This is a genomic window from Ovoidimarina sediminis (assembly GCF_032586175.1).
Classification (GTDB): domain Bacteria; phylum Pseudomonadota; class Alphaproteobacteria; order Rhodobacterales; family Rhodobacteraceae; genus Ovoidimarina; species Ovoidimarina sediminis.
The window spans coordinates 1-26610 of sequence record NZ_JAWHTE010000034.1; the positions used below are offsets into that span (position 1 = coordinate 1).

Annotated in this window: 23 protein-coding genes; 13 read left to right on the forward strand and 10 right to left on the reverse strand. The window is 54.8% G+C overall.

Translation table 11 applies throughout. The features are described 5' to 3' along the window. The coding region (locus tag RXV90_RS23475; protein ID WP_316652429.1) for a transposase at positions 1-617 on the reverse strand (617 nt) is incomplete at its 3' end. Positions 618-1583: 966 nt separating this feature from the next. On the opposite strand from RXV90_RS23475, the gene RXV90_RS23480 reads away from it, so the two are divergent. Both RXV90_RS23480 and RXV90_RS23485 read left to right on the forward strand, forming a co-directional pair. Next, a complete protein-coding gene (locus tag RXV90_RS23480) occupies positions 1584-1802 on the forward strand; it encodes a hypothetical protein (RefSeq protein ID WP_316652431.1) in 219 nt (72 codons plus the stop codon). Positions 1803-1995: 193 nt separating this feature from the next. Then, a complete protein-coding gene (locus RXV90_RS23485; RefSeq protein ID WP_316652432.1) occupies positions 1996-2463 on the forward strand; it encodes a hypothetical protein in 468 nt (155 codons plus the stop codon). A 49-nt stretch (positions 2464-2512) separates the two neighbouring features. On the opposite strand, the gene RXV90_RS23490 is transcribed toward RXV90_RS23485, so the two are convergent. From RXV90_RS23490 to RXV90_RS23500, 3 genes are all read right to left on the reverse strand, one after another. Beyond that, positions 2513-3613, reverse strand: coding sequence for a S8 family serine peptidase (locus RXV90_RS23490; RefSeq protein ID WP_316652434.1), 1101 nt, complete (start codon positions 3611-3613; stop codon positions 2513-2515). A 603-nt stretch (positions 3614-4216) separates the two neighbouring features. Further along, positions 4217-4486 (reverse strand): hypothetical protein, encoded by a 270-nt coding sequence (locus RXV90_RS23495; RefSeq protein ID WP_316652436.1) that lies wholly within the window; start codon positions 4484-4486, stop codon positions 4217-4219. Between the two features lie 875 nt (positions 4487-5361). After that, positions 5362-5937, reverse strand: a complete 576-nt coding sequence (locus tag RXV90_RS23500) for a VPLPA-CTERM sorting domain-containing protein (protein ID WP_316652438.1) — start codon at positions 5935-5937, stop codon at positions 5362-5364. A gap of 716 nt (positions 5938-6653) precedes the next feature. Here RXV90_RS23500 and RXV90_RS23505 point away from each other — a divergent pair. The 3 genes from RXV90_RS23505 (at position 6654) to RXV90_RS23515 (ending at position 10422) form a co-directional block, all read left to right on the forward strand. Next, a complete protein-coding gene (locus RXV90_RS23505) occupies positions 6654-6890 on the forward strand; it encodes a hypothetical protein (RefSeq protein ID WP_316652440.1) in 237 nt (78 codons plus the stop codon). 387 nt (positions 6891-7277) lie between these two features. Next, on the forward strand, positions 7278-8465 hold the full coding sequence (locus RXV90_RS23510; protein WP_316652442.1) for a hypothetical protein: 1188 nt from the start codon (positions 7278-7280) through the stop codon (positions 8463-8465). Positions 8466-9012: 547 nt separating this feature from the next. Next, complete coding sequence (locus tag RXV90_RS23515; protein ID WP_316652444.1) at positions 9013-10422, forward strand: exonuclease domain-containing protein; 1410 nt, start codon at positions 9013-9015, stop codon at positions 10420-10422. A 230-nt stretch (positions 10423-10652) separates the two neighbouring features. Here the strand turns inward: RXV90_RS23515 and RXV90_RS23520 are convergent, their stop codons facing one another. Then, on the reverse strand, positions 10653-11366 hold the full coding sequence (locus tag RXV90_RS23520; protein ID WP_316652445.1) for a recombinase family protein: 714 nt from the start codon (positions 11364-11366) through the stop codon (positions 10653-10655). A 225-nt stretch (positions 11367-11591) separates the two neighbouring features. Here RXV90_RS23520 and RXV90_RS23525 point away from each other — a divergent pair, with 225 nt between their 5' ends. Then, positions 11592-12539, forward strand: a complete 948-nt coding sequence (locus tag RXV90_RS23525) for a tyrosine-type recombinase/integrase (RefSeq protein WP_316652447.1) — start codon at positions 11592-11594, stop codon at positions 12537-12539. 86 nt (positions 12540-12625) lie between these two features. Here the strand turns inward: RXV90_RS23525 and RXV90_RS23530 are convergent, their stop codons facing one another. Both RXV90_RS23530 and RXV90_RS23535 read right to left on the reverse strand, forming a co-directional pair. Continuing rightward, on the reverse strand, positions 12626-13990 hold the full coding sequence (locus tag RXV90_RS23530; RefSeq protein WP_316652448.1) for a Tad domain-containing protein: 1365 nt from the start codon (positions 13988-13990) through the stop codon (positions 12626-12628). Between the two features lie 801 nt (positions 13991-14791). Beyond that, complete coding sequence (locus RXV90_RS23535; protein WP_316652450.1) at positions 14792-15589, reverse strand: GNAT family N-acetyltransferase; 798 nt, start codon at positions 15587-15589, stop codon at positions 14792-14794. Positions 15590-15785: 196 nt separating this feature from the next. Between RXV90_RS23535 and RXV90_RS23540 the strand changes: the two genes are divergently transcribed. Then, the gene (locus RXV90_RS23540; protein ID WP_316652452.1) at positions 15786-16691 is read left to right on the forward strand and encodes a tyrosine-type recombinase/integrase; all 906 of its coding nucleotides are present in this window, start codon (positions 15786-15788) and stop codon (positions 16689-16691) included. A 33-nt stretch (positions 16692-16724) separates the two neighbouring features. Here RXV90_RS23540 and RXV90_RS23545 read toward each other — a convergent pair whose 3' ends face one another. After that, complete coding sequence (locus tag RXV90_RS23545) at positions 16725-17432, reverse strand: winged helix-turn-helix transcriptional regulator (RefSeq protein WP_316652454.1); 708 nt, start codon at positions 17430-17432, stop codon at positions 16725-16727. Between the two features lie 156 nt (positions 17433-17588). On the opposite strand from RXV90_RS23545, the gene RXV90_RS23550 reads away from it, so the two are divergent. The 4 genes from RXV90_RS23550 to RXV90_RS25910 all read left to right on the forward strand — a co-directional run bounded on the left by RXV90_RS23550 (position 17589) and on the right by RXV90_RS25910 (position 20210). Beyond that, the gene (locus RXV90_RS23550; RefSeq protein WP_316652455.1) at positions 17589-17768 is read left to right on the forward strand and encodes a hypothetical protein; all 180 of its coding nucleotides are present in this window, start codon (positions 17589-17591) and stop codon (positions 17766-17768) included. Between the two features lie 407 nt (positions 17769-18175). Continuing rightward, positions 18176-18490: a hypothetical protein gene (locus tag RXV90_RS23555; RefSeq protein ID WP_316652457.1), complete on the forward strand. Its 315-nt coding sequence runs from the start codon at positions 18176-18178 to the stop codon at positions 18488-18490. A gap of 606 nt (positions 18491-19096) precedes the next feature. Continuing rightward, on the forward strand, positions 19097-19486 hold the full coding sequence (locus RXV90_RS23560) for a GFA family protein (protein WP_316652459.1): 390 nt from the start codon (positions 19097-19099) through the stop codon (positions 19484-19486). A gap of 247 nt (positions 19487-19733) precedes the next feature. Then, positions 19734-20210, forward strand: coding sequence for a GNAT family N-acetyltransferase (locus RXV90_RS25910; protein ID WP_410482398.1), 477 nt, complete (start codon positions 19734-19736; stop codon positions 20208-20210). 93 nt (positions 20211-20303) lie between these two features. Here RXV90_RS25910 and RXV90_RS23565 read toward each other — a convergent pair whose 3' ends face one another. Further along, positions 20304-21953 carry a tetratricopeptide repeat protein gene (locus RXV90_RS23565; protein WP_316652461.1) on the reverse strand — a complete coding sequence of 550 codons (1650 nt, stop codon included), beginning with the start codon at positions 21951-21953 and terminating at the stop codon, positions 20304-20306. Between the two features lie 194 nt (positions 21954-22147). Continuing rightward, entirely contained in the window at positions 22148-23470 is a 1323-nt protein-coding gene (locus RXV90_RS23570) for an adenylate/guanylate cyclase domain-containing protein (protein WP_316652463.1), read from the reverse strand. Between the two features lie 262 nt (positions 23471-23732). Here RXV90_RS23570 and RXV90_RS23575 point away from each other — a divergent pair, with 262 nt between their 5' ends. Together RXV90_RS23575 and RXV90_RS23580 are read left to right on the forward strand one after the other, a co-directional pair. After that, the gene (locus RXV90_RS23575) at positions 23733-25052 is read left to right on the forward strand and encodes an adenylate/guanylate cyclase domain-containing protein (RefSeq protein WP_316652464.1); all 1320 of its coding nucleotides are present in this window, start codon (positions 23733-23735) and stop codon (positions 25050-25052) included. 57 nt (positions 25053-25109) lie between these two features. Then, the gene (locus tag RXV90_RS23580) at positions 25110-26513 is read left to right on the forward strand and encodes an alpha/beta fold hydrolase (RefSeq protein WP_316652466.1); all 1404 of its coding nucleotides are present in this window, start codon (positions 25110-25112) and stop codon (positions 26511-26513) included. Positions 26514-26610: the final 97 nt, after the last annotated feature.

The window sequence follows — 26610 nt, forward strand, 5'->3', positions numbered from 1 at the left end:
TCGGCGAAGGAGGTGAACTTCGGGTCGACCTCGCTGGCCGCTCCGAAGGCGGCATCGTCGAGGACTTCGAGATACTCGCGCACGGCACGCGGCGCGGACGCCACATCGATCCGCTCAGGGTCCCAATCGGCCTTGGCCGCGGCGTACTGCTTGTTCGCGTCCGCCCGGATCAGACTGGCATCCGAGGCGAACGTCTGACCACCAACCAGACCCTCGGCGATACAGCGGGCGACAACGCTCTCGAACAGATGCCGGAAGAGGTCACTGTCTCGGAACCGCCCATGACGGTTCTTCGAGAAGGTCGAGTGGTCGGGCACCGGATCGGTCAGATCGAGCCGGCAGAACCAGCGATACGCCAGGTTCAGATGCACCTCCTCGCAGAGCCGCCGCTCCGACCGGATGCCGAAGGCATATCCCACGATAAGCATTCGGATCATCAGCTCGGGATCAACCGACGGCCGTCCCGTCGAACTGTAGAACGGCGCAAGATGACGGCGCATGTCGCCGAGGTCGACGAACCTGTCGATCGACCTCAAGAGGTGATCCGTCGGGACATGATCCTCGATCGAGAACTCGTAGAACAGCGCGCCCTGCGCCACCTGCCTCGGCCCCATCATCGCCAGACCTCCCTTGCCTCAAGGGAAGTGAATCAGCCGCCAAGGCGTCGCTCAAGAAGAGTTTTTCAACACAATCGGCTGATTGTGTTGAAAAACTCTGCAACTCGAAATTCGCGTTGAAAATCTGGAACTCTGTTCTCGCAGATATCCTTTTAGCAAACATGGTTTGCGATGAGGCAACTTCGCGGGAAGATGTTCTGCCAATTCGACCTTCCGAGGCGGGACACCGAGTTTTTCAACACAATCGGCTCGCAGGAGACATCTGACTGATTTTCTCAGATGACCGTTTATAGCGACGAAGCGGTCGTTCAACGTAGCCTTTGGCTGCTTATGGAGGTGTCTTCACGCTGGCTCTAGACGACTCTGCGATGTGCCTGCATTATCCATATCGACAGAATATTCCCCTTCTGGGACGGAGATTTTTTCCTTGGTATCAATATCTTAGATCGCTCGGTACGATTTCCGCCAGCGGATGGAAGAAGAAAGTTCTACACAAATCTATACACACTACTTTAACTAATTGTATTTACTATTGTTAATGTGATTGAAAATCCTCGTGTCGGTGGTTCGATTCCGCCCCCGGGCACCACTTCAAAGTCCAGCGCCGTCCATACCCGTCCGAAATCCTCCCAAGGGGTTGATTTCAAAAGATTCAGCATCCAGCGTCGTCCACGACCGTCCGGGGGCAGCCAGTAAATCTGGGGGTATTTCCGGGGGTGTCGAGGGAAAACCACCTTGGTGATGTGACTTCCGATGCGCCTAGGCATCGGTCCCCAGCAGTCTCGGACTGGTGACGTCTTCGTCAGAAGCCTCAGCGCCCTCGCGATCCTTTTCGGGCACTGGAAACTGCCCGGCGGCGGCCTTTCCATCGAGGGATATCCGACCTTCGACAACACTGCGCCCGAATGTCCGGAGTTATCTCCGCAGGGAACGCGGAGCCTCCACAGAGGCCAGCTTGGTCAAATCTTGACCTCGTCAGACCTCGAGCCACCGATCAAAGGCATGATGGTCTGGGGGCACAATCCACTCGTGAACCAGATCGACGCAGAAGCGGTCAGGCAGGGGCTTTGTCGGGATGATCTGTTCACCGTGGTGATCGAACATTTCATGACCGATACGGCACGGCATTCCGTGGTGCCGCACAGGTGCCACCAGAGCGCGCGCAATCCGCATTTTCCTCATTGAGGACACATGTTTGCGCGATTGAGTATATAATCATCCTAGGAAAAACTTGGGCTTGCGAATGTCGAGGCGCCCACGGAAGCATATCAAAAGGAGGATACGCGCTGAGTATCAGTTGGCGTGTGTTTTGCTGTGTCTGTCTTCGGGCAAAGTCGCAGAGGCGCAGTCCTTCTTTGAGGATCTCCGGCTGATAAGCGTGGAAGAGGGCAATCTTTCCTCTCTCGCCCGCAGCTACGGCAATCTCAGCGGGGGGCTGTCCGATGGCACCCGCTACTCCTTTGACCGCTACTACAGTTCCGACTACGAGGACATCCGCTTCACCTGGCTTTCACCGGTAACGGAAAACTTCGGCGTTCTCTGGGGCTTCGGCACGGGTGAAAGCGGCGACAAATACGAGATCGACCCAAGCCTGAAACTCGGCCTCATCCTCACCGATCCGATCACCGAGACCGAATGGATCTCGGTCTCGGTCACGACGATCATTGGTGGATACTTCCGCGAACAGGCCTGCACGGCGGATTATGGCGCGATCGGCGGGGTGCAGAGGGTCAACTGCCGGATGGCCGACTCCATTCTGCCGCCATCCGAAACACTACGGTACCTCGAAGACCGTGCGCCCGAAGACCAGTTCGCCCTTTCGCTGCGCTACAACCTGAGATTCTAATAGAAAAACGGCCGGGGAAATCCCCGGCCGTTTAATCAACCTCAAGAACTTACTGGGGCGGCGAAATTGGCGATAGCGCATTGGTGATCGAAACTTCACCCACGCCGTAAATGCTACTGCGCTCGCATTTACCGTCCACAGTCAGCGTGCAGCTGTCGGAGAAGTCGCCTATCGTATCAGTCTGCGCGGTCTCGAGCAGATGATCGACGACTATTTCGGCACGGTTGTCTATGCCAAGAAGGTATGCCTCGTGCTTGTCGCCAACCAGCGCGGCCACACCGGACACGATCGGAGCCGCAAAAGACGTTCCCGCCAAGCCGGTCAGGTCATCCCGAACGGTCGCCACGAGAAACATGTCCTGCACGACCGTATCGTCGCCTGCTATCGTCGAATAGTCCGCAATCGTTCCGGTCGGATTCAGCGCACCGACGAAAAGCGCATTTGGTGCACCAATCAGGGACAGATTCAGCACATCGAGATGTGGCGAAGGAAGGGGAAAGCCGATGTTCAACGTCCCCGTATCGACGGTTTGACCGTTGAGATTGCCCGATGCTTTGACGAACACGGCATCTCCGACCGGATTGTTCGCCTCATCCACAAGCGAGTCCCAGATGCTGTATCCGAAGGAGTAGTTCGGATCATCAACATCCGTCCCGACGGGATCGAACAATCCAAAGCTCAGGTTCACAACCTGCAACGTCGCGCTGGACGAATAGTGCCGTGTTATCGAACCCGAGCGGTCCCTACGACCCGAAGGCTGGTTTACATCGACCGAGCTTGCTCCGGGAGCCATCAGGCTGGACTGGAGCGATGTCCACGCGCCATGGGTCAGCGATTGTACCGTTCCGTCCAGATTACCGGGATAGGTTGTTCCGCTGAAATTATCCAACGTGACAATGTGAGACCCGGCACCCGTGATCCCGCTATCAAATGCTACTCCAATATCGGAAGGCATCCAGTTGTAAATTACCGGAGCGCCTCCTCCATTGCCGCCCCCATTACCTCCGCCATTACCATCATCGCTGCCACCGCCACCACATCTCGGATGGTTGGGGTTTTTGTTGCAATTCTGCGCCTCGGCGACACTTGGTGCCATCGCCAACAATGCCAGCACAAATGCGGAAGCGAGAAGCTTCTGAAAATTCTTCATTACCGTGTTCTCCCCTCAGAGATGACGTTACGTTAATCTCATTCTGATTATTGGCAAAATTTAGCCAGATTCTTTGCAATTGCGGCTGAAATCTGTTGAACGCCTTTCACATTCGAAACAATCCAACGAATTCTTGCCCAATGGTTTCAGGAATTGGTCGAACATACGGAACGTGATTCGTGCAGATGGGCTCGTCTGAGACATCTGACTGGTTTGCTCGGATGACCGTTTATCGCGTCGAAGCGGTCTTTCGACACAAGCCAAGGCTGTACAGCGATGTGTCTTCACGCTAGCTCTAGACGACTCTGCCACTTGCCCGCACTATCCTTATCGACAGAATATTCTCCTTCTGGGACGGAAATTTTTTTCTTTGGTATCAATACCTAAGATCTCTCGATGCGATTTCCGCCAACGACTGGAAGAAAAAGTTCTACACTAATTTATACACACTACTTTAACTAATTGTATTTACTATTGTTAATGTGATTGAAAATCCTCGTGTCGGTGGTTCGATTCCGCCCCCGGGCACCACTTTCCAAAGCAAAATCAATAAACTAGGCATCACACGATTTGCACTGCGTGCGTTACCCTGGATACTGTTGATTACTTGCGCTTGAGGACTTCGTTGACAAACTCGGCGTGCAGCTGTGACGCGGTAGACGTTGCACGTTCGAGAACACTGGCAACACTCTTCTGATCAAGCGGGCAAAGAGTATCGTGGATGGCAACACAGGAAAGCGTTTGGCCCAGCAATTCAGCGAGATGCTGGGCCGTCACTTCCTCGATACCTTCGTCACGCAGCAGCTCACCCGCAAGAAGCCACATCTTCTCGCATGCTGTAAGCTCCTGCATCAACTCGTTGACTCCAGGCATTTTCACTCCAATCACCGACTAAGGCCACAAGCTTTATCGCCGTGGCGCGAACGTTACTATCAAACTGCCCTAGTCTTCAGGGACACAAAGGCCAGGGCATACTCGCTACACATACCAAACCAAGTCACGATACCCTTATTGCAATGCTCGATGGTCCGTTGACGACGGCTTCAGACAATTCTCCGGGAATTAATGGGGCAAAACGCCTCTGCAACGTGAACCCGGTCACAAAATCACAATTGTTAAGATCGCTTTCACCAGCTGTGCTCTTCGCGGATCACTACATAGCTTACTGTTCCGGCAACGGTTTTTTGCCTTGGGCACTGCATATTTGCCCTAACTTATCGAAACATCGAGAGTGGCGCTTCGCCGACGTCTAGAACCCAGCTTGGCTTAGACAAAGTTCGGATCGTGTGCCGATCCCGATGACTATAATCGGCGCCTTGGAGACAGCGGCCAAGATGCGAGGCAATGTCGAACTACACGCGCGTCGGTATGGCAGAAGGTCCGCCGCTTGGACATCGAGTGAAATCTGAGGAAGGTCCGCTCTCGGAACGGGTCGACGTTCTGACCTAGAACCGCATTCCCGACGGCCTCGGATGGCCGGTTACCGCGAGAAAGCGGTCATCTGAGTCAAACGGTCAGATGGCTGCCTTAAGCCGATACTGTTGAAAAACTCCGCAAGCCGAAAATCGCGTTCAAATTCTGGAATCTTGTTCTGAAGAATCGCCATTCAGAAAACGTGGTTTGCGATGGCGCACCTTCACGGGAAGATGTTCTGTTGATCCGACCGTTTCAGGCGGGACACCGACTTTTTCAACACAATCAGCCCAGAACGGACGATACTCAAAGCCGCGCCAAGCGGCCTGGTTCGATTAGTCGCTAACGGACTTAGTGCTGAAGTTCCTGCGCATTGAAAGCCCCGCAAGCGCTCCAAACGCAGCGATAATTAGCGGTAGACTTGCGGGTAGCGGAACTGCAGCAGGAAGACGAGTGAACACAAGCCCAATGTCCTCTGTGCTTACACCCGCCAGTCCCGTCGTGATTGAACTGGTTCCCGCCGCAATGCCGGCGCGCCATCCAACACCAGAAAGCTCAGCCGATTCTAAGAAAAGCGTCGCATCTACGTCGAATTCTGTGACGAAGAAAAAGAAATCGACAATCTCACCACCAGAAACCGTCCAAGAGCTACAACCTAATGGATCCAAGGGAGCTGGCGGGCAAATGTTATCGTAGATTCCTACGCCAAACCCGCTGCTGTTCGACAATATCTCGACCGTCGCGACTTGATTTGCGGTATCATCCTCAAGTCCATTAACGACCCCGGTTACCGTCCCACCCCCATTCAGGACGTTCTCGAAAGAAAAGTAGTAGTCGTAGGTCGCGGCTCCGGCAGGAAATCCTATCGAAACCAGGACCGAGGCAATGAGAATTTGAGTGCTCTTTAACATTTATTCCCCCAAATCAACACACAACGCAAAACATAGCAGAAACATTCGAGTGTTTCTATGCGTTTTCGCCGCCTATTGGCCTTCATTGGTTCAACAGTAAGCATCTGAGCGCCTAATTGTAGAAGAACAGAAGAATAGAAGTCCTCGACGAGTTGGAGTTTCAGCAACCAATAACTCATGAACCTCACGCATTACTCGCTGTAAACGGCGGACATTGGTCATAAACCCCGTGCAAGCTGTCCGGATCGTCCCACATGGCAGACATCGAGCCTCATCCGATGAAGGTCTGCATACGGCGAAAGCCGCCATTTGCGCCCGAACCCGCGGATCGCGCGCCTCGGGTGCGCTACTATAAGGATGCCGAGATTTCCGCGCGCCACGCCCGACAGTCCTCCATAAGCCTTGCCCGAGACCAACTAGGACTTCTCGCAACCTGACTGGCTCACAACAGGAAGACGGCGAGACGTCGCCTGACCGTCAATACCTTTGCTCCTCAGCAGGACATCGAAGTGCCTCCTATCACAAAGCATCAGCTTCTCAGTGAAAGGATGGCAATCATGCTCACATCTCCAACGGCCCGCATGCTCAGCGATGCAATCGAGTGCTCCCTGTTAACACAATCAGAGATCGCTCGGCGTGTCGGATTTCCCAAGCCCAACGTGCTCTCAATGATGAAGAACGGACAGACAAAGGTTCCCCTGACACGCATTCCGGCCTTGGCACAGGTTCTCGGGATTGATCAGACGGCGTTCCTGGAATGCGCACTTCTCGAATATCACCCCGAGGTGCATGAAGTGCTGACTGAGGTTCTTGGGCTGCCACTCGATCCCGACGAAGAGCAACTCGTTGCCATGTATCGGATCGCCAATCTCGATGGCTGCATCCGGATCGACGGTGCGCTTAAAGAGACCCTCGAGAACCTCTTTGAGCTTGCCCGGCTGGCTGCGGATTGACGGTTTCAGATCTTGCCGAGGAGCGAAGTGGCCCAGTCCGTATCTCGTAGGCTACCAAGGCGCCCTCTAGGGCTGTTCGATTGCCCCCCTGCCCCCTTAGGCCGCCTTGGCGTCAACGAGCATGTGTAACGGCCTTTTATGCTCAATGCGTCGAGCGCGTCCTTGAAATTTCCTGAAGAGCGCTTTTCTGAGACGCATTCTTTCGAGACCATTTCCTACGCAACTGCTTCGCAAGGGTTCTCCATGCGATATCGATGCCCGATCGTTTTCCAGTCGCCTCCCTCAGGCGAGCACTCTACCGAACCACCGTGTCTGGACTATGATCTAAGCTCTTATGCGCCTGCCGCAGGTCGACGCCCGCAGCCCGTTCTTCTCGGTCGGTCCATTATGACGCCGGTGCTGGACCTGAACAGGTATCACTGCTCGGCAGTTATCGACTGGCTCGAGTTCCGGTTTTGCACATTCACAGAGCATCAGTCCCTTAATGTTCAGAAGGTCGCCGCAAGGTTCCTGGGTGAACTGGGCGCTCGGTCCACAGTCTTCGTCTCTGGTCCGGAGCGACAGCCTGGATATCAAGGTTCGGACTTTCTTGTTCGCGTTCAGGATCCCCAGCCGAGACGCTTCTACCTGTTCCTAGAGGCTCTTCATGACCGATACGCGGCACGTGCAGATGATGTCGGGAAAGTGCAGATTTCGGGCGTTGAGGTCGCGGTGGACTTTCGCGTCGCTGACACGGGTTCAATTAGTCCTGCCGAGAGAGACCACTTGCGCTGGCAAATGACCGAAGTTCTGAGGCGGCATATCCGACCAGAACCCGTGCTGACCGATCTCGATCGGAACTGGCCGCGCTACTATACTGAGAAACAGGCACGGCATACCGCGCAGTATTGGGTCGACACGAAGCTGCGCGCTCCGTCGGCATTGCTACATCGGGCAACTCTGCTCGGGTTGGACGGCAGAGTTGCTGCGCCACTATCCCTGGAAGCCCACAATCAGCCACCGCTGGATCTGACCAGCTATATCGGGGCGAAAGAGGCTCCAATCATGTTGCGGATCATGGACAAAATCTCGGACCGTCGTGATCCCGAGAAGAAATGCTCCGTCCCTCTTGAGGCAGAACACAAGCGCTCGCGTATAGAGGTCAGCTTGAAGGGTGATTGGGACAAGATCGGAGGAGCCGGTGCGGTTGGACTGCAAACGATTGGCGATCTCTATGGCTATGACTTCAAGCAACATCGAAAGCCACTCTTCGAGTTCTTCCTCCCAACAGTAGATCTCGCTGCTTCAGGTCGATTGCCCCCGCCTGCGTCATTGTCAGAAATGGAGGCCTTCCAACGAACCGGTGTCTATGGATTGGATCGTGTTCATCGTGCACTCGCCTCCATTCACCATGCCGAGTGGGCGAAAAAGCGGCGAAGCACTCGTCCGGTTCGGTTGGGCAAGAAGGGCCGTCTGCTTTCCTATGTCGAACTGAACCAGAAGGTTGACCGCGCCCTGAGGTCTTTATCCCGCCGATGGGAAAGTCCGTGCATGAGGATCGTCGGAACTCCCGGCCCAAAGTCAAAAGCACTCTGAGAAACCGTGCCCCACCGACGTCCCGCGGCCAACTGAGGAGCGCCCTCACAGCCACCTTCAGGCTAAGACTACTCAGTTTCCAGCCCAAGAAGCCGAAAACTTTTTTGACCGAACATCCTTATACAAGGAGTTGGTCGGTGTCTGGTTCGGAGGCTGTAGGGGTGGGGTGAGAAAGGCGGAGAAGCGCGGTTGTCGCACTCTGGATCAAGCAACGCCCTAGTAACTTGATTCAATAATATCTCTAAACAGAGATTCTTAAACTAAGTCTGCAAGGCGATTTCTAAATTTCGATCCTAGACCTGCTTCAGAGGCAGATGGACGGCTCTTCAGGACGCCATCTATAAGGAAGACAGAAATTTGCGTCCTGCGCAGTGTAAGGGGCTTTGACAGGTGCGACGCAAAAGAGGCGGTGACCGATCTGCTATGATCACACCCTTATACCTGTATATGGTCTGAGTTCGGGCTTGCGCGTGACATGCATGGGCTTTCGGTCCTGATGCTTGCACGGCACTCAAGTATATCAATGAAGGGGCTTGGCTGCTTTCACATGCCATTCGCATTCTACGATCTCGAGACAACCGGACGCTCTGCTGCTTTCGACCATCCCCTGCAGTTTGCAGCCATCCATACTGATGATGACTTCAATGTCCTCGAGACGGTCAATCTGCGCTGTCGCTTGTCGCCGCACGTTCTCCCCTCTCCGGGTGCTCTTGCTGTCACCGGTGTGTCACTGGATCAGATAACGGATCCCGCGCTGCCCAACTGGTTTGAGATGATGGGTGAGATACGGGGGATCATTGAACGGTGGTCACCCTCAACCTGGACGGGCTTCAACTCGCTGCGCTTCGATGATCCAATGATGCGGCAGTCGTTCTTCCAGACGTTGCAACCGCAGATCTACGCCATGCAGTTCGATGGGAACACGCGGCTCGATGTCCTGCCGATCATGTATGCAGTCCATGTCTTGAAGCCCGAGTGCTTCACATGGCCACTCAACGGGGATGGGCGACTGAGCTTCAAGCTTGAGGATCTCGCTGCTGCAAATGGCTTCGAGGACCATATCGCGCATGATGCCCTCGGGGATGTCCGGGCGACCATTCACTTGCTGGATCAGGTTCGCGCCAGGGCACCCGCGGTCTACACGCAGTTTCTTCAGAACCGGGACAAGCAGCACGTTCATGATCTGCTTCGTTCGGGTCATCCGGTGCAGCTCATTGAACGCTTCGGTGGACCGCCGAGATCGGTGATCGGTGTGGGCTGCGGTTTCGACGCGAACTATGCCAGCCGGGGAATTGTTCTCGATCTTGCGCGCATTGACCCGCGAGACCTAGCAGCGGCATCCGTTGAGGATCTGGTGAGACTGATCGGGCAATCGCCCAAAGTGGTGAAACCGGTGAAGACCAACGCAACGCCCGCAGTATTTGCGCTCGACGATGCAGATCCGATGATTGCGGATCGTGCGGCCTACGTGTCTTCGAATGTCGAGCTACAGGATCGCATGGGGCGCGCCATGGCGCAGCACTACGCCGAGACATACCCGCCACCGGGGCCAGACGAAGAGATTAAGGTCGAGAACCGCATCTACGATGGATTTTACAGCCCGGCGGACAAAGATCATCTCTTGAGGTTTCAGTCTTGTGGGACCTGGGAAGCACGCGTCACCCTGTTGGACGGCTTCGAGGATGACCGCTTGCACCAACTCGCAATCCGTATGCTCTTCCTGGAGCGCCCCGATCTCCTGAGTGAGCACATGCGTTCGACAGCAAGTGCCAATCTGCTCGCAAGATGGACAGACGACGATGCGCCGAAGAATGGCTGGTCGACTTTCACGAGCGTCGAAGCCGAACTTCAGGAGAAAGAGACCTCGGGCGATCTCGATGCACTGCAGGTGGCGGAGCTCAGAGAGTTCTACGCAGATCGCCGGCGAAGACTGGAAGCGATCGCTGCTGCGGGCTGACGTTGGGTCTGCAGTGTTCAGGGCTGCTTGATGGGTGGCTCGCCGCGGGCGGCTTCGAAAAGTGAAAGGGCCGCAGAGGTGCGCGTAGGCAGCGTTTTGAATGCTCCGCTAGAAGGGTAGCTAAATGCCCTCTAACGCGCCCCTACGCGCGGCTCACGCGCCCTCAGAGCCTGATAGTGACGCAGTCTAGAAATGTTCGATCCGTAGACGCATCGTCGGGGTGTCAGTCGTCATGTCTCGTCGTCGAGAGTAGCGGCGCGATCGAGCATGCGTTTGATCGTGGCTGGCGACCAGGTGCCGCCACGCGCAGTCTTTAAACCACGATTGTTTGCCTCTTCTGCAATCTCCCGGAGCGTGATGCTCATTCCCTTTTCAAGCATGTCTGCCCGAAGGGATGACAGCTGCCTTGCCTGTGCAATCGCTCTCTTGGAGCGCGCTTCGGCTGATTGCCGAATAGCTGCTTCAGTCTGCTTCTTACCCATACGCGATGATCGTTTTTGGCGCTGGGAAGCAACCTTTGGAGAACCACAGAGTAGCAATTGCATTTGTTGAGAATGATTGAAGTTTGAAAGCTTCTCTGGATAACGGAGATCGATGATGTTTTCGCCGTGCTCGCGCAGCTCCTGCAAAAGTGTGTCTCGGCTTTCCCTCGGACATCGAACAAACAGCCGCCTCAAGTCTTCAAAGAGGATTTTAGGCTGCCCATCGATCTTACGTGATGCATCAAGCCATGCTTGCAGCTTCGGCAAAGAAGCCAGGGATCTTATCGTGCGGGCGTAATCCGAAACGAACCCAATTTTGAACTCGTCAGGCCCTTTCCCGAGTTCGTCATGAAAGCGCTGCCGGTAAGTGCTGATCTGAGACCGAACGGCGGGATTGCGGCTTGCTTCACCGCGCGCACCATACCAGGCCAGGACATAGCAAGTGACGAATTTGTCAGACATGACTAAGATTTTTCATTTGCGCCATATTAACACAAGTGTGAAATTGTCACTTACTTCCAAAATACTGCACTCTTGTAGGGTTTGCGTAGGGTTTGCGTATGGCTCTGCACGGCTTCGATAACGAAGAAAGTTTAGGAAAATCATAGGCTTTCGTGGGAAAACGCCCGACAGAGCTGCTTCCCCGCTGTATAATGCTCCCAAACATGAACTCTGGAGTATGTGCCGATGTCCACCCACGCAAGAACCCTCTCAGACGCCTGTCAGAGCTGGCTGAAATCCTGCAAGCGAAACGAGCTCGAACGCTCGACCCTGAAAGCCTATCGCAGTCATGTGCGAGTTCATATCGAACCGAGGATAGGTTGTCTTCTGCTCACCGAACTGACCCGGGGCGCAGTGCGGGAATTCCTCGACGATCTTCAGGATGACGGCGTGTCACACGCCCAGGTCAGGAAGATCATGGTCAGTCTCAGATCCATTCTCTCAGAGGCCGTCGAGCGCGAGTGGGTCGCGCAAAACGTCGCCAGTGAGGTGAAGGTCAAGCGAAGGGCCCGCGCCCGTTCTGAAGAACGGATCATTCCAACGAAAGACGAGATCCGGATCATCATCGACCGTTCTCCCGAGAGCGATCGGGCGATGTTCATTACGGCGATCTTCACCGGCATGAGGATCTCAGAACTGAGAGGGCTGACCTGGGACGCCGTCGACTTCGACCGAAATCTCATTCGTGTTCTGCAGCGGGCAGATGAGTTCAATGAGATCGGTCTTCCGAAAAGCAGGGCAGGCATTCGGGACATCCCAATGGCACCGAGTGTCCGCAGCACGCTCGAGGAGTGGATGCGTCGGGCGCCCCGAAGTAAGATGAACCTCGTATTCCCGAACTCGGTCGGAAAGGTTCAGAACTACTCGAACATCTACAACCGCATCTTCAAGCCGATGCTGGTAGAGAACGGGATTGTCGATGCTGAAGGCAAGGCGCGGTTCGGCATTCACTCACTTCGGCATGCAGCCGCTTCGCTCTTCATTGAACAGGGCTGGAACCCAAAGAAGATCCAGACGCTACTCGGTCATGCGTCGATCACGATGACCATGGATGTCTACGGGCATCTCTTTGAGAACCCCGAGGAGGACGTGTCCATGTTCGAGAAGCTGGAGCGGGATCTTTTGGCAGCCTGAACGATTAGCACTTCAGAAGGGTCATCAAACTATTTTGCTCGGATGATTGCGTCGCGCCTGAAGCGGCCAGCCTTGGAGCGCGGAAATCACATCACCATCTTGAAAACCGGGATCGCGAAGGGCGTCGGCGGACCGAAGTTACAGAAGCCCATATCGCCGTTTGCGGTGACGTCGAGCTCTGCCCCAGACATGAAATTGATGCCGGCGAGACCGTTTGCGTTCGATGTCCCGCTCAGGTTGCCTGCGGCGATCACATTCCCGCCATAGACCTCGAGACCGGCGGCCACCGAGAAATCGCCCATCGTAATCAGCGTCGAGCCGCCCTTGCCATCATTGCAGTATGTGCTTGCGCCAATCCTGAGTCCGGAAGGAGCGCTTACGGACTTGGAGCCGGTATTCAGCACAACAAGCGTAGCGTTTTCCAGCGCAGCGCCAGAACTGAATTTCACTTCGCAGGGTGTGACGATGACCGCATCCTTGATGATCGCGTTGTTATCAAAGGTCAGCGTCTTGTTCTGACAGTCCATGTAGTTCACCGCATTCGGGATGATATCGTCCGCGGTAATGTTCGCATTCCATTTTTTGGGCGTGCTCGGTGGCGCCGTCAAATCGGTGATGTAGGACGGTTGAATGGAAGCCGTTGGGACGAGGTGTTGCTTCGCTAGGTCCTCGAGGCCGTTGAAGAAGCTGGTCAGGTTGTAATTGATCGAGTCGAGCGCTTCGTAGAGGCCAGAGTTACCATCCATGCCCGACTGTGGAACCACAAGGTCACCCTCGTTCGGCATCGAAACGACGACACCGGCATCGAAGATCGAGCCCTGGTTGAACTCGACATGAGTTTCCGAGTGAACACAAAACCCGTCCTTGTAGTGGTTGTTTGACTGGATATCGACGCGACCGACGGCGAAATACCCCTCTCCACGGGGGCACCAGCCGTCTTCGTAATCCCAGACCGACACTGTATTCAGATTGATGGAGTCGACGCCGATAAGCTTCAGGAGGAAGGTCGACACTGCGTTTGCGCCCGTCCGCCGCGTTGTTACGCGCACGGCTGTGTCACCCGCACCAGGGGTGAAGATACGTTTTTCCCCGTCCCAGTCTCCGAATTCAATGTCAGCGGTTGCGAGCACCGAACCGTAGATCGATGTAGGCATGTTCGCCTCGGCGATCGCGATGCCCTTGTCGATCGCGTTCTGCTCCACTGGATCCTTGTAGCGGGTGTAAAGCGCTGCATGCCCCGCGGCGTCCGCCGCGCCTTGCAGCTGAGTGCGCGCCTGAACCGCGTGGTTCACATCAATCGCAAAACCCGCCGCCATGAGCATGACGATGAAAAGGAACAGCGAAAGGACGGTGATTCCTCCATCCTCAGATGCGCCATGTTGGTTTGATTTTGCGGTTTCGTGCAGCTTTTCGATCAGAGCATTCATGGCGCTGATGTGTTCCCGTGCCACGCCCCCGCCTTATTCGTGCAGCCATTATTTGGCAAAATTATGGCCGTGCCCAATTGTCCGCTTCTCAGTCGTTGGACGGACTTCGGCAAGCGTCCGCTAAGGGCAGAAGCGGACATTCATGTCCAAAACTGCGGACTGAGATTCGCGACCGACCGCTGCCCACGCCGGACCGGCCATCTGCGTGAAAGACCCAGTTGGCCATGTAGAGCCCGGAGCGGGCCATAGGCCGCATAGTTTAAGCAAACCATCAACGATAGATCGTCGTAATTATTGTCCGCTTTCTAGGAACAGCCTGTTAACCGATCTCGGCTTTTTAAGCTTACAGCATTCGTGCGAGTTTTCTCGGCACCAATTAGCATGGGGGTTAAGATGAAACTTCGTAAGTTTATACCTGTCGCAACATTCGTTTTCCTGTCCGCATCGGCGACCGGAGCACTAGCTGGAGGCTTGCCCGATGCTCACAGCGCGGATGGTAGAACCTTTGGCGGACTGGTTAGTGAAGCCGGTGGAAAAATCTCCGATCACGCAACTGGCGGGGACTCCCAGATTGGCGGCACGACTGAAGGGACAGCGACAGAAAAGAGCGGCGGTAGAAACCTTCAGGGCGGACGCCAATAAACCGTAAAATGCTGCAACGCTGCGATCAAAGCGGCCGGGACGTCGCGTGCGACCCGGCCGGCAAGTGTAAGGCAAGTTCAGACTGAACTGCTCAATAGTTCCGCAAGCTTATGAAAAAAGTCTTCCAGTAGATCGTTTACGAACTCTGGTCTTTCTTCATCAGCGGCTTCCCAAGCGCCCGCCTCAGGCCTGCAGATAGGTCTGGTAGTCGAAGATGGTCCGGAACCCGATCTTTTCGTAGACGGGACGTCCCATGGAAGTTGCCTGCAGGGTCGCCATCCTCGCACCGCGTCGACGACCTTCGGCCATTGCGTGAAGGGTCATGGCGGTTCCTATGCCGCGCGCCCTAGCCCGGGGCAGCGTGGCGACGGCGTAGATTCCGGCAATGCCGTCCGTCATGACAAGTGAACTCACCGCCACGGGCTCACCGTCGAGATACGCCGTGTAGCGGGGCTGATCCCCGAACATGTCAGGCGGAATGGTGGCTTCGCAGGCACCCATTGCCTCTCCGAGGCTCTCTTCCATTTCAAAGGATGCGATGGTCAGTCTACCCCAGGTGCGGCGTTCCTCCGGACCCTTGGCCGTCTTGATGACCAGGCCATCGATGACGGGCTCTGTCGGCATATCGTCCAGATCGTCCAGATCGGCCAGCATGGCCGGATGAGGCTCGCCTGGCTTGAGACCGGCGTCTTCGAGCCGCGCGCGCAGCCCCGCGGTGTCGGCGGCTGGGCCCACACGCCAGAGAACCGGGACGCCGGCATTTCTTGCACACTCTGCCCCCAGGCCAAGAGCGGTCTCGGTGGCATCTGGATCGTGACCCGAGAGTATCACACTGTTGAAGAGACTGTGGGGTATCGTCGTCTGCATGAACAGCGCGTCGCGGAGTTTCTCAAGCCTGCCGCCTTCGGCGAGCCCGTAGGTGCCCCAGTAATCCATGAGGCTTGCGTCCATGCGGGCAACGAGCGCCCTGTCCGCAATCATCTCCGCCCCCTTGCCCGCCATTTCCAAACGACCGGCGGCCAGTTTGACCCGCTCAAGGAGTATGCTCCCTGGCAGATCAATCTTACGACAGCTTTGCGGTTCCGCAAATTCTTCAGACCAGCGCGACCAGGGTTTGACTTCGGCTATTTACAGAAATGTCCGCCGAGGCGTCATTGCCGTCAAAGTTGACCAATGATTGCGAACGGTAAAAACATTCCTTCCACCGGAAATATTTTTGCATTTGTGTTTATACAACATTTTTGTGATTTCCAGCCCTGGATGGATAGGAAATCTTCTGCTCACCGAACTGACCCGGGGCGCCGTGCGGGAATTCCTCGATGATCTTCAGGATGACGGCGTGTCACACGCCCAGGTCAGGAAGATCATGGTCAGTCTCAGATCCATTCTCTCAGAGGCCGTCGAACGCGAGTGGATCGCACAGAATGTCGCCATCGAGGTGAAGGTCAAGCGAAGGGCGCGTGCCCGGTCTGAAGAACGGATCATTCCAACGAAAGAGGAGATCCGGATCATCATTGAGCGATCTCCCAAGAGCCATCGTGCGATGTTCGTCACGGCGATCTTCACCGGCATGAGGATCTCAGAACTGAGAGGGCTGACCTGGGACGCCGTCGACTTCGACCGAAATCTCATTCGTATTCTGCAGCGGGCAGATGAGTTCAATGAGATCGGTCTTCCGAAAAGCAGGGCGGGCATTCGGGACATCCCAATGGCACCGAGTGTCCGCAGCACGCTCGAGGAGTGGATGCGTCAGGCGCCCCGGAGTGAGATGAACCTCGTATTCCCGAACTCGGTGGGAAAGGTTCAGAACTACTCGAACATCTACAACCGCATCTTCAAGCCGATGCTGGTAGAGAACGGGATTGTCGATGCTGAAGGCAAGGCGCGGTTCGGCATTCATTCACTTCGGCATGCAGCCGCTTCGCTCTTCATTGAACAGGGCTGGAACCCAAAGAAGATCCAGACGCTACTCGGTCATGCGTCGATCACGATGACCATGGATGTCTACGGACACCTCTTCGAGAACCCCGAGGAGGATGTGTCGATGTTCGAGAAGCTGGAGCGGGATCTTATGGCAGCTTAGTTGCGGTTAAAGTGCACACTTCGGCGTTGTGAGCTATTCAGCAGCAAACTCAAGTATCCCTGGAGTATCGGCCCAGTATGAGATGAAGAACCACTGGTCCATCGTCTCTCGGAGAACGGCGTCCCCGCTTATATACAAGCGGTCTGCGGCCAATTCTCGCGCGATTGTCGATCGGCCCAAGATTATGGCTGCAAAGGACACCTTGGTCGTCTCAATAAAAAGATCCACGTCGAAATTCGGGACCACACTGCACAACTCAACCGGTGCACCCGGCTCCGCTACGATCCAATAGGTGGGATATGGGCCTTCTTCATCGGAGAAATGAAAACGCAGGACGACGCGTCGTTGGGGAAACGCTTCTGTCTTTAGGTTCTTCTGGACCTGCCACATGACCTTCGCCAGTTCGCTGGAGAATGTCATCAATTCCAGATCGATGGACCGTTGCGCCCAACGCGCAAGGGCGCCGATTGCTTCTTCCAGATCAATTCCCTTCTCGGTGCGAACATAGTCGATCTTGCCGGTGGCCGGATCCTCCACGCGCCGGATCAGGTCCAATGCCTCGAGATCGGCGAGCCGTTTAGAAAGCACACCTGGTGAGATGTTCCCAGTAGCACGCCTGATGTCATTGAAGCGCGTATATCCGTTCCACAAACTGGTGAGGATGCTCAGAGTCCAGCGCGGCCCGATTATCTCTGCGGCCATGTTGATTGGGCAAATGAACCCATAAGGTTTCGTGCTCATGCCATGTCCCCAGCAAAAAGGATCATGTCGCAATCGTAATCCTGCATCCGGGGGCCGATCCAGTTCGAAATCAGTAGCGGTTTGCTGCTTTGGCCGCACTGGCCGTCTGAAGGGGTGTTCGGGCAGCCTCGGCCCACACCCACGGAGGACAGGCTAATGAGAGAAATCTACATGATCCAACTCGAAAACCGATACGAACGCGGCGAACAGCCTGAGCATCACAAGCGACTTCACCCCTACCTGCCTCGAAAACGGGCGATGAGTGCTCCGAATGTGCGCCTCCTAGCGCTCATGGCCGTCGCCGTCGTTCTCGTTGGCCCATGGCTGACGGGATGAAGCCCGGCGCTTGGGCTCCACGTGTCAGCTCCCGCCAACCCAATCTAAAGTCGCTTCTGCTTCAGGATTGCATTGCCAACGAGCGCTGCTGCCTGCCGCTAGACAACTCATGGCTTATCAAGCTCGGTGAATGGTTTCTTGGCGGTATCGCTGAAAGAATTGGTCGATTGCGTCCGCGGAGCGTTCATTGCCAGAAAAGTTACCGGACGACTCCAAACGATAGAAGCGACCCAATTATCGCGCCCCGGTAAGAAACGGATACCGGTGACTGCAGTGAGGCCGTAGTATAGAGGCACAGATCTACCACAGCGCATCGGAAGCGTCCAAATTCTGTGATATGATGGGTCGCTGTCTTCTTTTCTTGAATCAATGAAGATCGAAAGCTGAAATAAGAGGGAGATCCCCAAATGATGATCGCAAGATGGACCTGCGAGGCGAAGTTTGGTCAGAAGAGTGAGGCTTTGGCTTTGCAAAAGGAGTGGGAAGAGCAGATTGGGGTGCAAACTGATATCGACATCTCGCGGTCCAGAACATTGAGCGGCTCAATCGGCGCGAAGGAGGCGATCATTCAGTCCGAAATGGAGATCGCGAACTTGGCTGAGTTGGACTCATTCTTTGACAAGATCGCATCGATCGAAATGCATGCTGACTGGGGCAAGAAATTTGGTGAATTAATCGTGTCTGGTTCGACCTATTGGGAAGTGTTCAGAGTGGTCGAGTAATTCTACAGGTTTTGCGCGAGGCGAAACATCAAACGCAGATAAGTTTTGCAGAGCGATGAGTCCGAGAGTTGTGGCAAACAAGCACGATAGTTCTGTGATCAAGATCTCAGACTTGAATGTTGTCTGCCGCAAAGATTCCCTGAAAGCTCCCCGCGTCTCACATAGCCTCGCCACGTAGATCAGTATTATGGCAACTGTCCCGCAAGTAGTTCAGTTGAGTAATGAGTGACGTCGGACAGCAGATAGATCTGCTAGTAGGCATAGTAGTGGAGAGAGCGTAACGAGTGTCCGAGTGAGTCTGTATCAGTCCCGATATTCCTTGCTCTCGCCCAGAGCGATGCGTTCCTCCACGCTATGCTCCTAATTCAGAAATGAGAGTGATGTCGCGCTTTCATTCAGTGAGAGTGTGCACTTCGTCCGCATCTCGGAAATAGAGTTGACGCGCCGAATAACCCGCCTGTCGAGCCTTGAGTGGAACATCGCGAAACAACGGATCGAAAAGAGTGGCGAAAAGACACCGACTGAACTGTGACTTCGGAAGAAGGCTCTCTTTCCTGTGCTTTCTGGTAAGCTTGGACCATCGGGTTCGGCATGGAGGGCAAAAGAATGAAAATGGAAGGCGGATGTCTTTGCGGCGCCGTCCGTTACCGGGCCTTCGGACCGGCCCGAATGACCTTTCTCTGCCACTGCCGGGATTGCCAACATCATTCTGGCAGCGGCAATCTTCCCCTCATGGTCATCGCGAAGAAGACATTTTCGGTCGAAGGCACCACGAGTTATTTTGAGAGTGTCGGGGATAGTGGACGAAAGGTGTGCCGTCACTTCTGCCCGACTTGTGGCAGCTCACTTTATGCTGAAGCTCAAGCGCTTCCTGACCACGTGACCATTACTGCCGGCACTCTGGATAACCCGAAGCTCTACACCCCTGCCAAATCGATTCATGTCGGTAGCCGAGTCCACTGGGATCATCTTGTTCCGCCCCAAACAGGAGACTGACCCGACGGCCGTGCGCTGGAAATTTCTACTGTGACCAAGGCGTGCTAGAGTTCGCCTGCTGTGATCGAAAGGGATGGCCTTGGGGGCTACAGAGGTATCATTCGTCAACAAGGTTGAGGACGTGTCTGCGTTCCAAGACTTGCTACTCGACTACTACAGGCTCGTCCTGAAGACATTCGAAGAGGTTGACGGCCCGGTTCTTGCGCCGGAAGACATGGCGGAGAGCTCTATAGAGCATCTAGACGAAATGCTGCCGCCGAAAGGCCGCCTCGCAATCGCAAGAGCAGTGGATGGGCGGCTTTTGGGATGTGGATCGCTCCGACGAATAAGGTCTGACGCAGTCGAAATGAAACGAATGTTCGTTCGTCCAGAAGCGCAGGGACAGGGCCTGGGAAAAGGCTTGTTTGATATGCGCCTCGAGGAAGCGCGAAACATGGGATGCCGCGCGGTCTATGCAGATACCGCAAAGGTAATCGCCCCATGCTGTCAATCTATGAACGGTTTGGCTTCAAACATATTCCGCGCTATCCCGAAAACGCCAACCCGCCCGAGTTTGAACCCTATTTGGTTTACCTCGAGTATCACTTTCGATGACAATCGAGGGGAGACCGAAACTGGAGCGTCTCAATGCGGGCGGCGAAAGACATCTCTGTTCGCATCGCGAGCACAGGGCCCGACCTGGAGGAGGTCGGATTACAGCAGAAGCGGTCATTCCCGCGCTTAAACAGCGCATCGATAGTCATGGAAGGCCGATAAGCGTTGTATTGCAGTCAGCCGCCTCAAAAGCTCATATTATGAATGCTTTGAGCTACTAGCCCTAAACAGGAAATCCCGCTCGTTTGAGCGGTTCAATAAGGTTCTTAAGGTGAACCTCGTTTCGAAACGGAAACATTCTTGCAAAGTAGTTATGCCAACCCGCGCCATCCTTATCGACAAAATCCGGCATGCTTCTTTCAGCAATTGACATGAAATTAGTAACTGCGCATTCCGCCTTATTCGTTTCGCCAAGACGCTCAAAACACGCCGCGGATAAGATTAGGGACTGAGTATCCTCCTCTTCAGAAGATACGCTATTTAGAAAGTTTAGGCAGCCTTCAAAATCGCCAATGGTGTAAGCAGCAATGGCCCTCGCCATGTAACAATCGCGGGAATCTTGAGGCAACAATAGCGCGAGCGAGCATTCCGTAAGGGACATGGTTGCGTCGAAATCGCCCGATAACGCGTGACACCATCCATTGAAACAGAACACCTCCGCATCGTTGGGATTTAGGTCCTGAGCCTGTCTAAAGTGAAGCGCTGCTTTGTCGAAATCAGAGTTGAAAAAGTAGGAAGCACCAAGGTTAATTTGCGCTCGGGCGTCAAGAGGATCCAGTCGGACAGCTTCCTTGGCGAAGCGCAATGCACATTCGCTCAATGTAGATTCATCATCGGCCCAGTCAGACCACACTTCGTTAATGTATGTGCGTGCCAGACCGCTAAGCGCTCGGGCATTCTTGGGGTCGGCTTCGACTACTTTTTGAAAAAGCGATCTTGCTCTACGAATGCCTTGCCGCCCCCCTTGTCGGAGGCATTGTTCAGCTTTCAAAAGTGACTCGTAATCACTCATGTTAAGTTCACGGATCGAAACGGGCCGTCCGCGGTGGTGAAGGTCTATATGTCCCGGGATCGTTCTGACGATGCTGGCCGTGATTTCGTCCTGCACTGCAAAAACATCTGCCATGTCTCGATTGTAGCTCTCGCCCCAAACCGTCTCCCTAGAGCTCACCTCTATGAGGTGAATTGATACGCGGATCTGAGTCTCTGATGTTCTCACGCTGCCAGTTACGACATACTTGGCGCCAAACTTCTGTTCTAGCTCTTCAATTTTCGGAATCTCACCTCGGAAGTGGCTCGTAATCCAACTTCCTATAACGACGATGTTTCGGAAGCGGCTCAACTTAGTGACAATATCGACTGACATCCCGTCAGCCAGGTAATCCTGGGCGGCGTCCCCTGACATATTCTGGAGGGGTAGGATCGCGACCGCAGGCTTGGCGTCAGAAGAATGATCACGTTCATCCAGAGCTTCTCTGGGCGCCGCCGGGCTTCCGAAACGCAGGCGCTCGTCCCGCACCCAGTCCTCAAAAGCGGGATCTCTGATATTAAAGCCGGAAAGGAATTCTTCGCCGTTGGGAGGAGCTAGCTCCACCATTTCAAGATCTAATGTGACACTGTCTCGGTCAATCAACAGGAAATCCTCGCACACCTCTTTGCGCAAACCGGTCAGGACTTGCCGTAGGGACGCGCGCCCCTGGGCTTCCGCCCGGTCAGACCACAGCAGCGCTAGGATCTCCTCGCGGCTGCGCGGCTTTCCTGGAGTTTGCGCGAGATAGGCCAGCAAGGCCTTACCTTTCTTCGACGTTACGCACACGTCCACGCCGCTTGCATCAGTGAGCGAAAATCGTCCAAAGAGGCTCAGGTGGAACATGATTTGGCTCTGCTGCGCGAAATCACAGTCATTTCAACATCTATAGCGGGGAAATTACATTTGGCCTAGAGCGGGATCTATTGTCAGACTGACTGATTAGCCTTTCAGTCAGGCCATTCGATTATTCTTCTCAGCCGGTAGAGACCAGCCCAAGGCGCTCATTAAATATTATTTTTAATCAGCTTTGTAGGTCCTTAGAGCGCCCTGAAAATCTGCCACTCATCTGAGAGTCCTTTCAGTCGGTGTGTTCCCATATCTTCGAATTCAAGTCCCGAACCCGCAACCAGATCCTTCACTGTTCGCGAAACCACGATGTCCCCGCCTCCACCCAGCCCGGATATGCGTGACGCGATGTTCACCGCAATCCCGCGCACGTCGTCCGCGGTGACTTCCACCTCGCCTGTATGGACACCGATGCGAACCTCAACTTCTAGCTTTGATACTTCCTCACCGATTGCTTTTGCGCAGTGAATGGCGCGTCCCGGCCCATCGAACGTTGCCAGGAAACCGTCACCGAGTGATTTGACCTCATTCCCTCTGAATCGGCTGATCTGTTCTCTGATGACCGAGTTGTGCGCCTCGAGTTGCTTGTGCCAAGCTTCGTCCCCTAGCGCTTGGGCTTGAGAGGTCGAGTCAACGATATCGGTGAAAACCACCGCGGCCAGCACCCGGTCGAACACTGGCTTGGGCTTTGAACCGGTGACGAAGGATTCGATCTCTGCGAGGATCTTATCCCGATCTTTGCCGACAAAAGCGAAGTGATCCCGACCGGCGAACTCCACAAGCCTAGAGTCGGGTATCAGTCGCGCGAGCGTCCTTCCGCCTTCGATATCAATTAGGGCATCTTCTGTTCTGTGCAGCACAAGCGTCCGAGCTTTGATTGCCGGAAGAATATCCGTAATGTCGATCTGACTGTTGACCTTCATGATTTCAATGAGGTCACGAGGGGATGCACCGCGTCTTTCGTATTTCCCCCACCACTCCTGAAAAGATGGCTCTTCGCCGCTGTCTGGGCAGAACAACGGAAGTGCGGCGCCGCTGCCCCAATGCTCCTCCGCGTAGCCGAAGAGCTCATTTAGAGCCTCCTCAGTTGGGAACCAGGACTCAAAGCGAGCGAAAGCACCATAAAGGATTAGCCCGTCACAGCGCTGCGGCTGGTAGGCCGCGAAGACTGAAGCAAGCGAGCCCCCTTCGGAAATGCCCAGCACATAAGCTGTCTCCATGCCAGCCGCATCCATGACCGCACGAATGTCATCCATCCGTTTGTCCATGTCAGGCACAGCGACTCCGCGGTCAGAGAGGCCGGTGCCGCGTTTATCGAAGAGTGCAACCTTTGCGAACTGACCTAAACGTTCCAGCCAGTTTGCCCAGTTCGGATTTTCCCAGTAGGTCTCGATCTGTGAAATGAAGCCAGGCACCAGAACTACGTTCGCAGCGCCATCACCGTAAACCTGATAGGCGATATGAATGTCCCCGCTCTTGGCGTATTGCGTGTTTGGCATCATTGCTTCGGCCATATTGGTTGATGCAATCAGGCTATGAACCAACCCCAGTCAAAGCAATAGACACGATCCTGAAATGCCTGATCCACCCTGCGATGGGGGCCGAACTGCCTCTTCCTCTCCGCACTGAGCGATCGAAGTTCGTGAAGCGCTGGCCACTCTATCCGGTATGGCGGGCTCGCAAGGGTGTTGGTCTGCCATCAAATATTGATCGCCGGCATCAAGTGTCCCAACCTCTGAGCCAACACTTATGAAATGCCGGAGGGCTGAATTGGGGATGAAGGCGCAACCAACACGATACGCAAAATCGGGAGATGTCCACGTCGCATATCAGAAGTTTGGTCGTGGCAAGCTTAATCTCGTCATCGTTCCGGGTTGGATTTCGAACCTGGACTGCTGTTGGGATCATCCCAGTTCTGTTGCTTGGCTGGAGCGATTTGGCGAATACGCAACTGTCGTGATGTTCGACAAGCGCGGCACCGGCCTATCTGACCGTGGCAAGGGGATGCCGGGCATGGACGAGCGCATGGACGATATACGCGCAGTGATGGACCATGCCGGTATCGAAGATGCAGCCCTATTCGGCCTATCTGAAGGTGGAACTCTGGCAGCACTGTTTGCAGCGTCACATCCCGATCGATGCCGCGCACTTGTTCTTCATGGGTCGCTGGCACGCTTTGAACAATGGATTGAGGACCAGAGCGCCTTTGATGCATTCCTTGGGTATGTTCGTGACTTCTGGGGCACCGGCTCAGGATACCTGCGATACGCGCCTTCAATGGCGGGCGATGCTGATTATCAAGGATGGTGGGCGCGCCGCGAACGCGCCGGCGCAAGCCCAGGTGCGGCTGTTGTTCTAATGAACCTGAATCGGCAGATCAGCATCGCGGATATCCTGCCCGCCGTTCAGTCGCCTACACTAGTCATACACCGTAGGAGAGACATGATCGTAAATATTGAAGGCGGCCGGGAATTGGCGCGGCTGATCCCAAACGCCGAATTGCTAGAACTGCCAGGCGATGATCACTTGCCGTGGGTCGGTGATGATTTGGAGATGATCGCTGATCGCATAGAAGAGTTCTTGACCGGCACCAAGCCGGCTCCCTCAATCGATAGAACGCTGGCCACGGTGTTGTTCACTGACATTGTTGGATCGACCGAGCTTGCGACGCGCATTGGTGACGGGGCCTGGAGCCATCTTATGCAACGCTACGAAAACCTGGTCGATGCAGAGCTGGCGCGCTTCCGCGGGGTAAAGGTTAAATCGTTGGGTGACGGCTATCTTGCGACATTCGATGGTCCAGCGCGCGCTGTCTACGCTGCGCAGGCGCTCATCGAAAGAGCAATTGAACTGGGATTTGAAATCCGAACCGGCGTGCATATCGGTGAAATTCAAACGAGCCGCGACGATGTTTCGGGGTTGGCAGTTCACATTGCGGCGCGGGTGATGGGCGAAGCGGAGGCTAGTCAGTGCATAGTTTCGAGAACAGTGCGCGACTTGGCCGCCGGTTCCGACCTTAGATTTGCAGAGCGCGGTCACAAGCGTCTGAAAGGCGTATCAGAGCCGGTTCAATTGTTCGCGGCCATGAAAACCTGATGCAGTTTTTTGAAATAGAGGTTCGATCTTCAGGATGTTCAGGGACTTCGAGGAAACATGGTAGAACATAGGCTCTCAAGCATTTTGGCAATGGACATTGTCGGATACAGCGCCCTAATGCAGAAGGGTTCGGCTAGCCTGCTCAAAGCGCTTGATGAGCTATTCCGCTCAACCATCAAGCCTAAGGTGAAAGCCTATGGTGGACGTGTCGTCAAACTAATGGGGGATGGAGCGATTGTTGAGTTCACCTCAGCAAGAAACGCGGTCCTCTGTGCTTCGGAAATCCAAGACCTTATGGGTTCGGATCCTCCGCCATACAATCACCCAGAACGTTTGGCTTTGAGAATGGGTATTCACGCTGGCGATGTGACGGTATCAGGTGCCGACATCTTTGGAGAAAGCGTAAATATTGCCGCGAGGCTGGAGGCAGCGGCTCCAGAGGGTGGAGTTCTCATTTCAAAGCTAGTCGCTGATCTCGCTGGAAGCGGTCTTCCTTTGATTCTTCACAATGAAGGAATACGTCGCTTCAAGAATATTGAGGAGCCTCTACAGGTCTTCTCGGTCGTCCCTAAACCAGATGGACAAGCGTCGACAACAGAGGCTATCGGGAGTGACGATGTTCGCTTCACCAAGAGCGAAGACGGCGTCAATCTCGCATGGACCTTGACCGGCAAGGGTCCTCCCTTGGTAAGGGCACCGGCGTGGATAAGTCGCCTAGACTTGGATATGCGGCTCCCCCACCTTGCCCATTTCATAAAGAACTTCTCAAAGGCATACAGCTTCATTCGTTTTGATGCGCGTGGGAACGGTCTCTCCGACCGAGAGATTCCGGAGATGAGTTTTGACCAGCTCGTTGAAGACCTGAGGGCCGTGTTTGATGCTGCAGGCGTCGATAGGGCGCCTATCCTGGGAATGTCTCAGGGTTGCGCAGTGGCCTCGGCGTTTGCCGCACGTTACCCGGAAAGAGTCTCAGGAATTGTCATGGTCGGAGGATTTGCATTAGGTCGAGCCAAACGACCCGAGCAAAAAGATCGCGACCGAGCAAGCGCGGTCCAGGCCATGATGAAAGTGGGCTGGGACGACGACTATCCTTCGCTACGCGACATGATGGCTGACATGATTGTGCCGCTGGCTAGCGTAGAAGATCGTCGCCAATTCGCGGAGGCGATGCTTAAGATGGTTACGCCTGAAATCATCAGTCGCTACAGAAGCGTCCTTGACGAAATCGACGTGACCGATGTTCTACCGCATGTAGAAACGCCATGCCTTGTGTTGCACTGCGACCAAGACCGGATGCATCCGGCTGAGCAAGGAAGGCTTATGGCTTCTCTTCTCCCATCGGCTCGGTTCGTAAGCTACGAAAGTCCCAGCCACATACCGTCAGAGAACGATCCCTGTTGGCCTCAAATAAAGTCTGAAATTGATCGCTTTCTCGCCGAGTGCACTGGAACGGGACACTAGCGCGGGTCTATCGAGGCTACGGTCACCCCTTTGAGAACCCCGAGGAGGATTTGTCGATGTTCGAGAGGCTGGAGCAGGATCTGATGCCGGCGTGACC

Coding starts and splice junctions, on each gene's coding strand:
- RXV90_RS23515 (WP_316652444.1), top strand. CDS start 9,013: ATGCCATTCGCATTCTACGATCTCGAGACAACCGGACGCTCTGCTGCT.
- RXV90_RS23500 (WP_316652438.1), bottom strand. CDS start 5,937: ATGTTAAAGAGCACTCAAATTCTCATTGCCTCGGTCCTGGTTTCGATA.
- RXV90_RS23510 (WP_316652442.1), top strand. CDS start 7,278: ATGACGCCGGTGCTGGACCTGAACAGGTATCACTGCTCGGCAGTTATC.
- RXV90_RS23535 (WP_316652450.1), bottom strand. CDS start 15,589: ATGATTGCGGACAGGGCGCTCGTTGCCCGCATGGACGCAAGCCTCATG.
- RXV90_RS23565 (WP_316652461.1), bottom strand. CDS start 21,953: ATGTTCCACCTGAGCCTCTTTGGACGATTTTCGCTCACTGATGCAAGC.
- RXV90_RS23570 (WP_316652463.1), bottom strand. CDS start 23,470: ATGGCCGAAGCAATGATGCCAAACACGCAATACGCCAAGAGCGGGGAC.
- RXV90_RS23490 (WP_316652434.1), bottom strand. CDS start 3,613: ATGAAGAATTTTCAGAAGCTTCTCGCTTCCGCATTTGTGCTGGCATTG.
- RXV90_RS23560 (WP_316652459.1), top strand. CDS start 19,097: ATGAAAATGGAAGGCGGATGTCTTTGCGGCGCCGTCCGTTACCGGGCC.
- RXV90_RS25910 (WP_410482398.1), top strand. CDS start 19,734: ATGCTGCCGCCGAAAGGCCGCCTCGCAATCGCAAGAGCAGTGGATGGG.
- RXV90_RS23580 (WP_316652466.1), top strand. CDS start 25,110: ATGGTAGAACATAGGCTCTCAAGCATTTTGGCAATGGACATTGTCGGA.
- RXV90_RS23550 (WP_316652455.1), top strand. CDS start 17,589: ATGAGAGAAATCTACATGATCCAACTCGAAAACCGATACGAACGCGGC.
- RXV90_RS23545 (WP_316652454.1), bottom strand. CDS start 17,432: ATGAGCACGAAACCTTATGGGTTCATTTGCCCAATCAACATGGCCGCA.
- RXV90_RS23525 (WP_316652447.1), top strand. CDS start 11,592: ATGTCCACCCACGCAAGAACCCTCTCAGACGCCTGTCAGAGCTGGCTG.
- RXV90_RS23495 (WP_316652436.1), bottom strand. CDS start 4,486: ATGCCTGGAGTCAACGAGTTGATGCAGGAGCTTACAGCATGCGAGAAG.
- RXV90_RS23575 (WP_316652464.1), top strand. CDS start 23,733: ATGAAGGCGCAACCAACACGATACGCAAAATCGGGAGATGTCCACGTC.
- RXV90_RS23520 (WP_316652445.1), bottom strand. CDS start 11,366: ATGTCTGACAAATTCGTCACTTGCTATGTCCTGGCCTGGTATGGTGCG.
- RXV90_RS23555 (WP_316652457.1), top strand. CDS start 18,176: ATGATGATCGCAAGATGGACCTGCGAGGCGAAGTTTGGTCAGAAGAGT.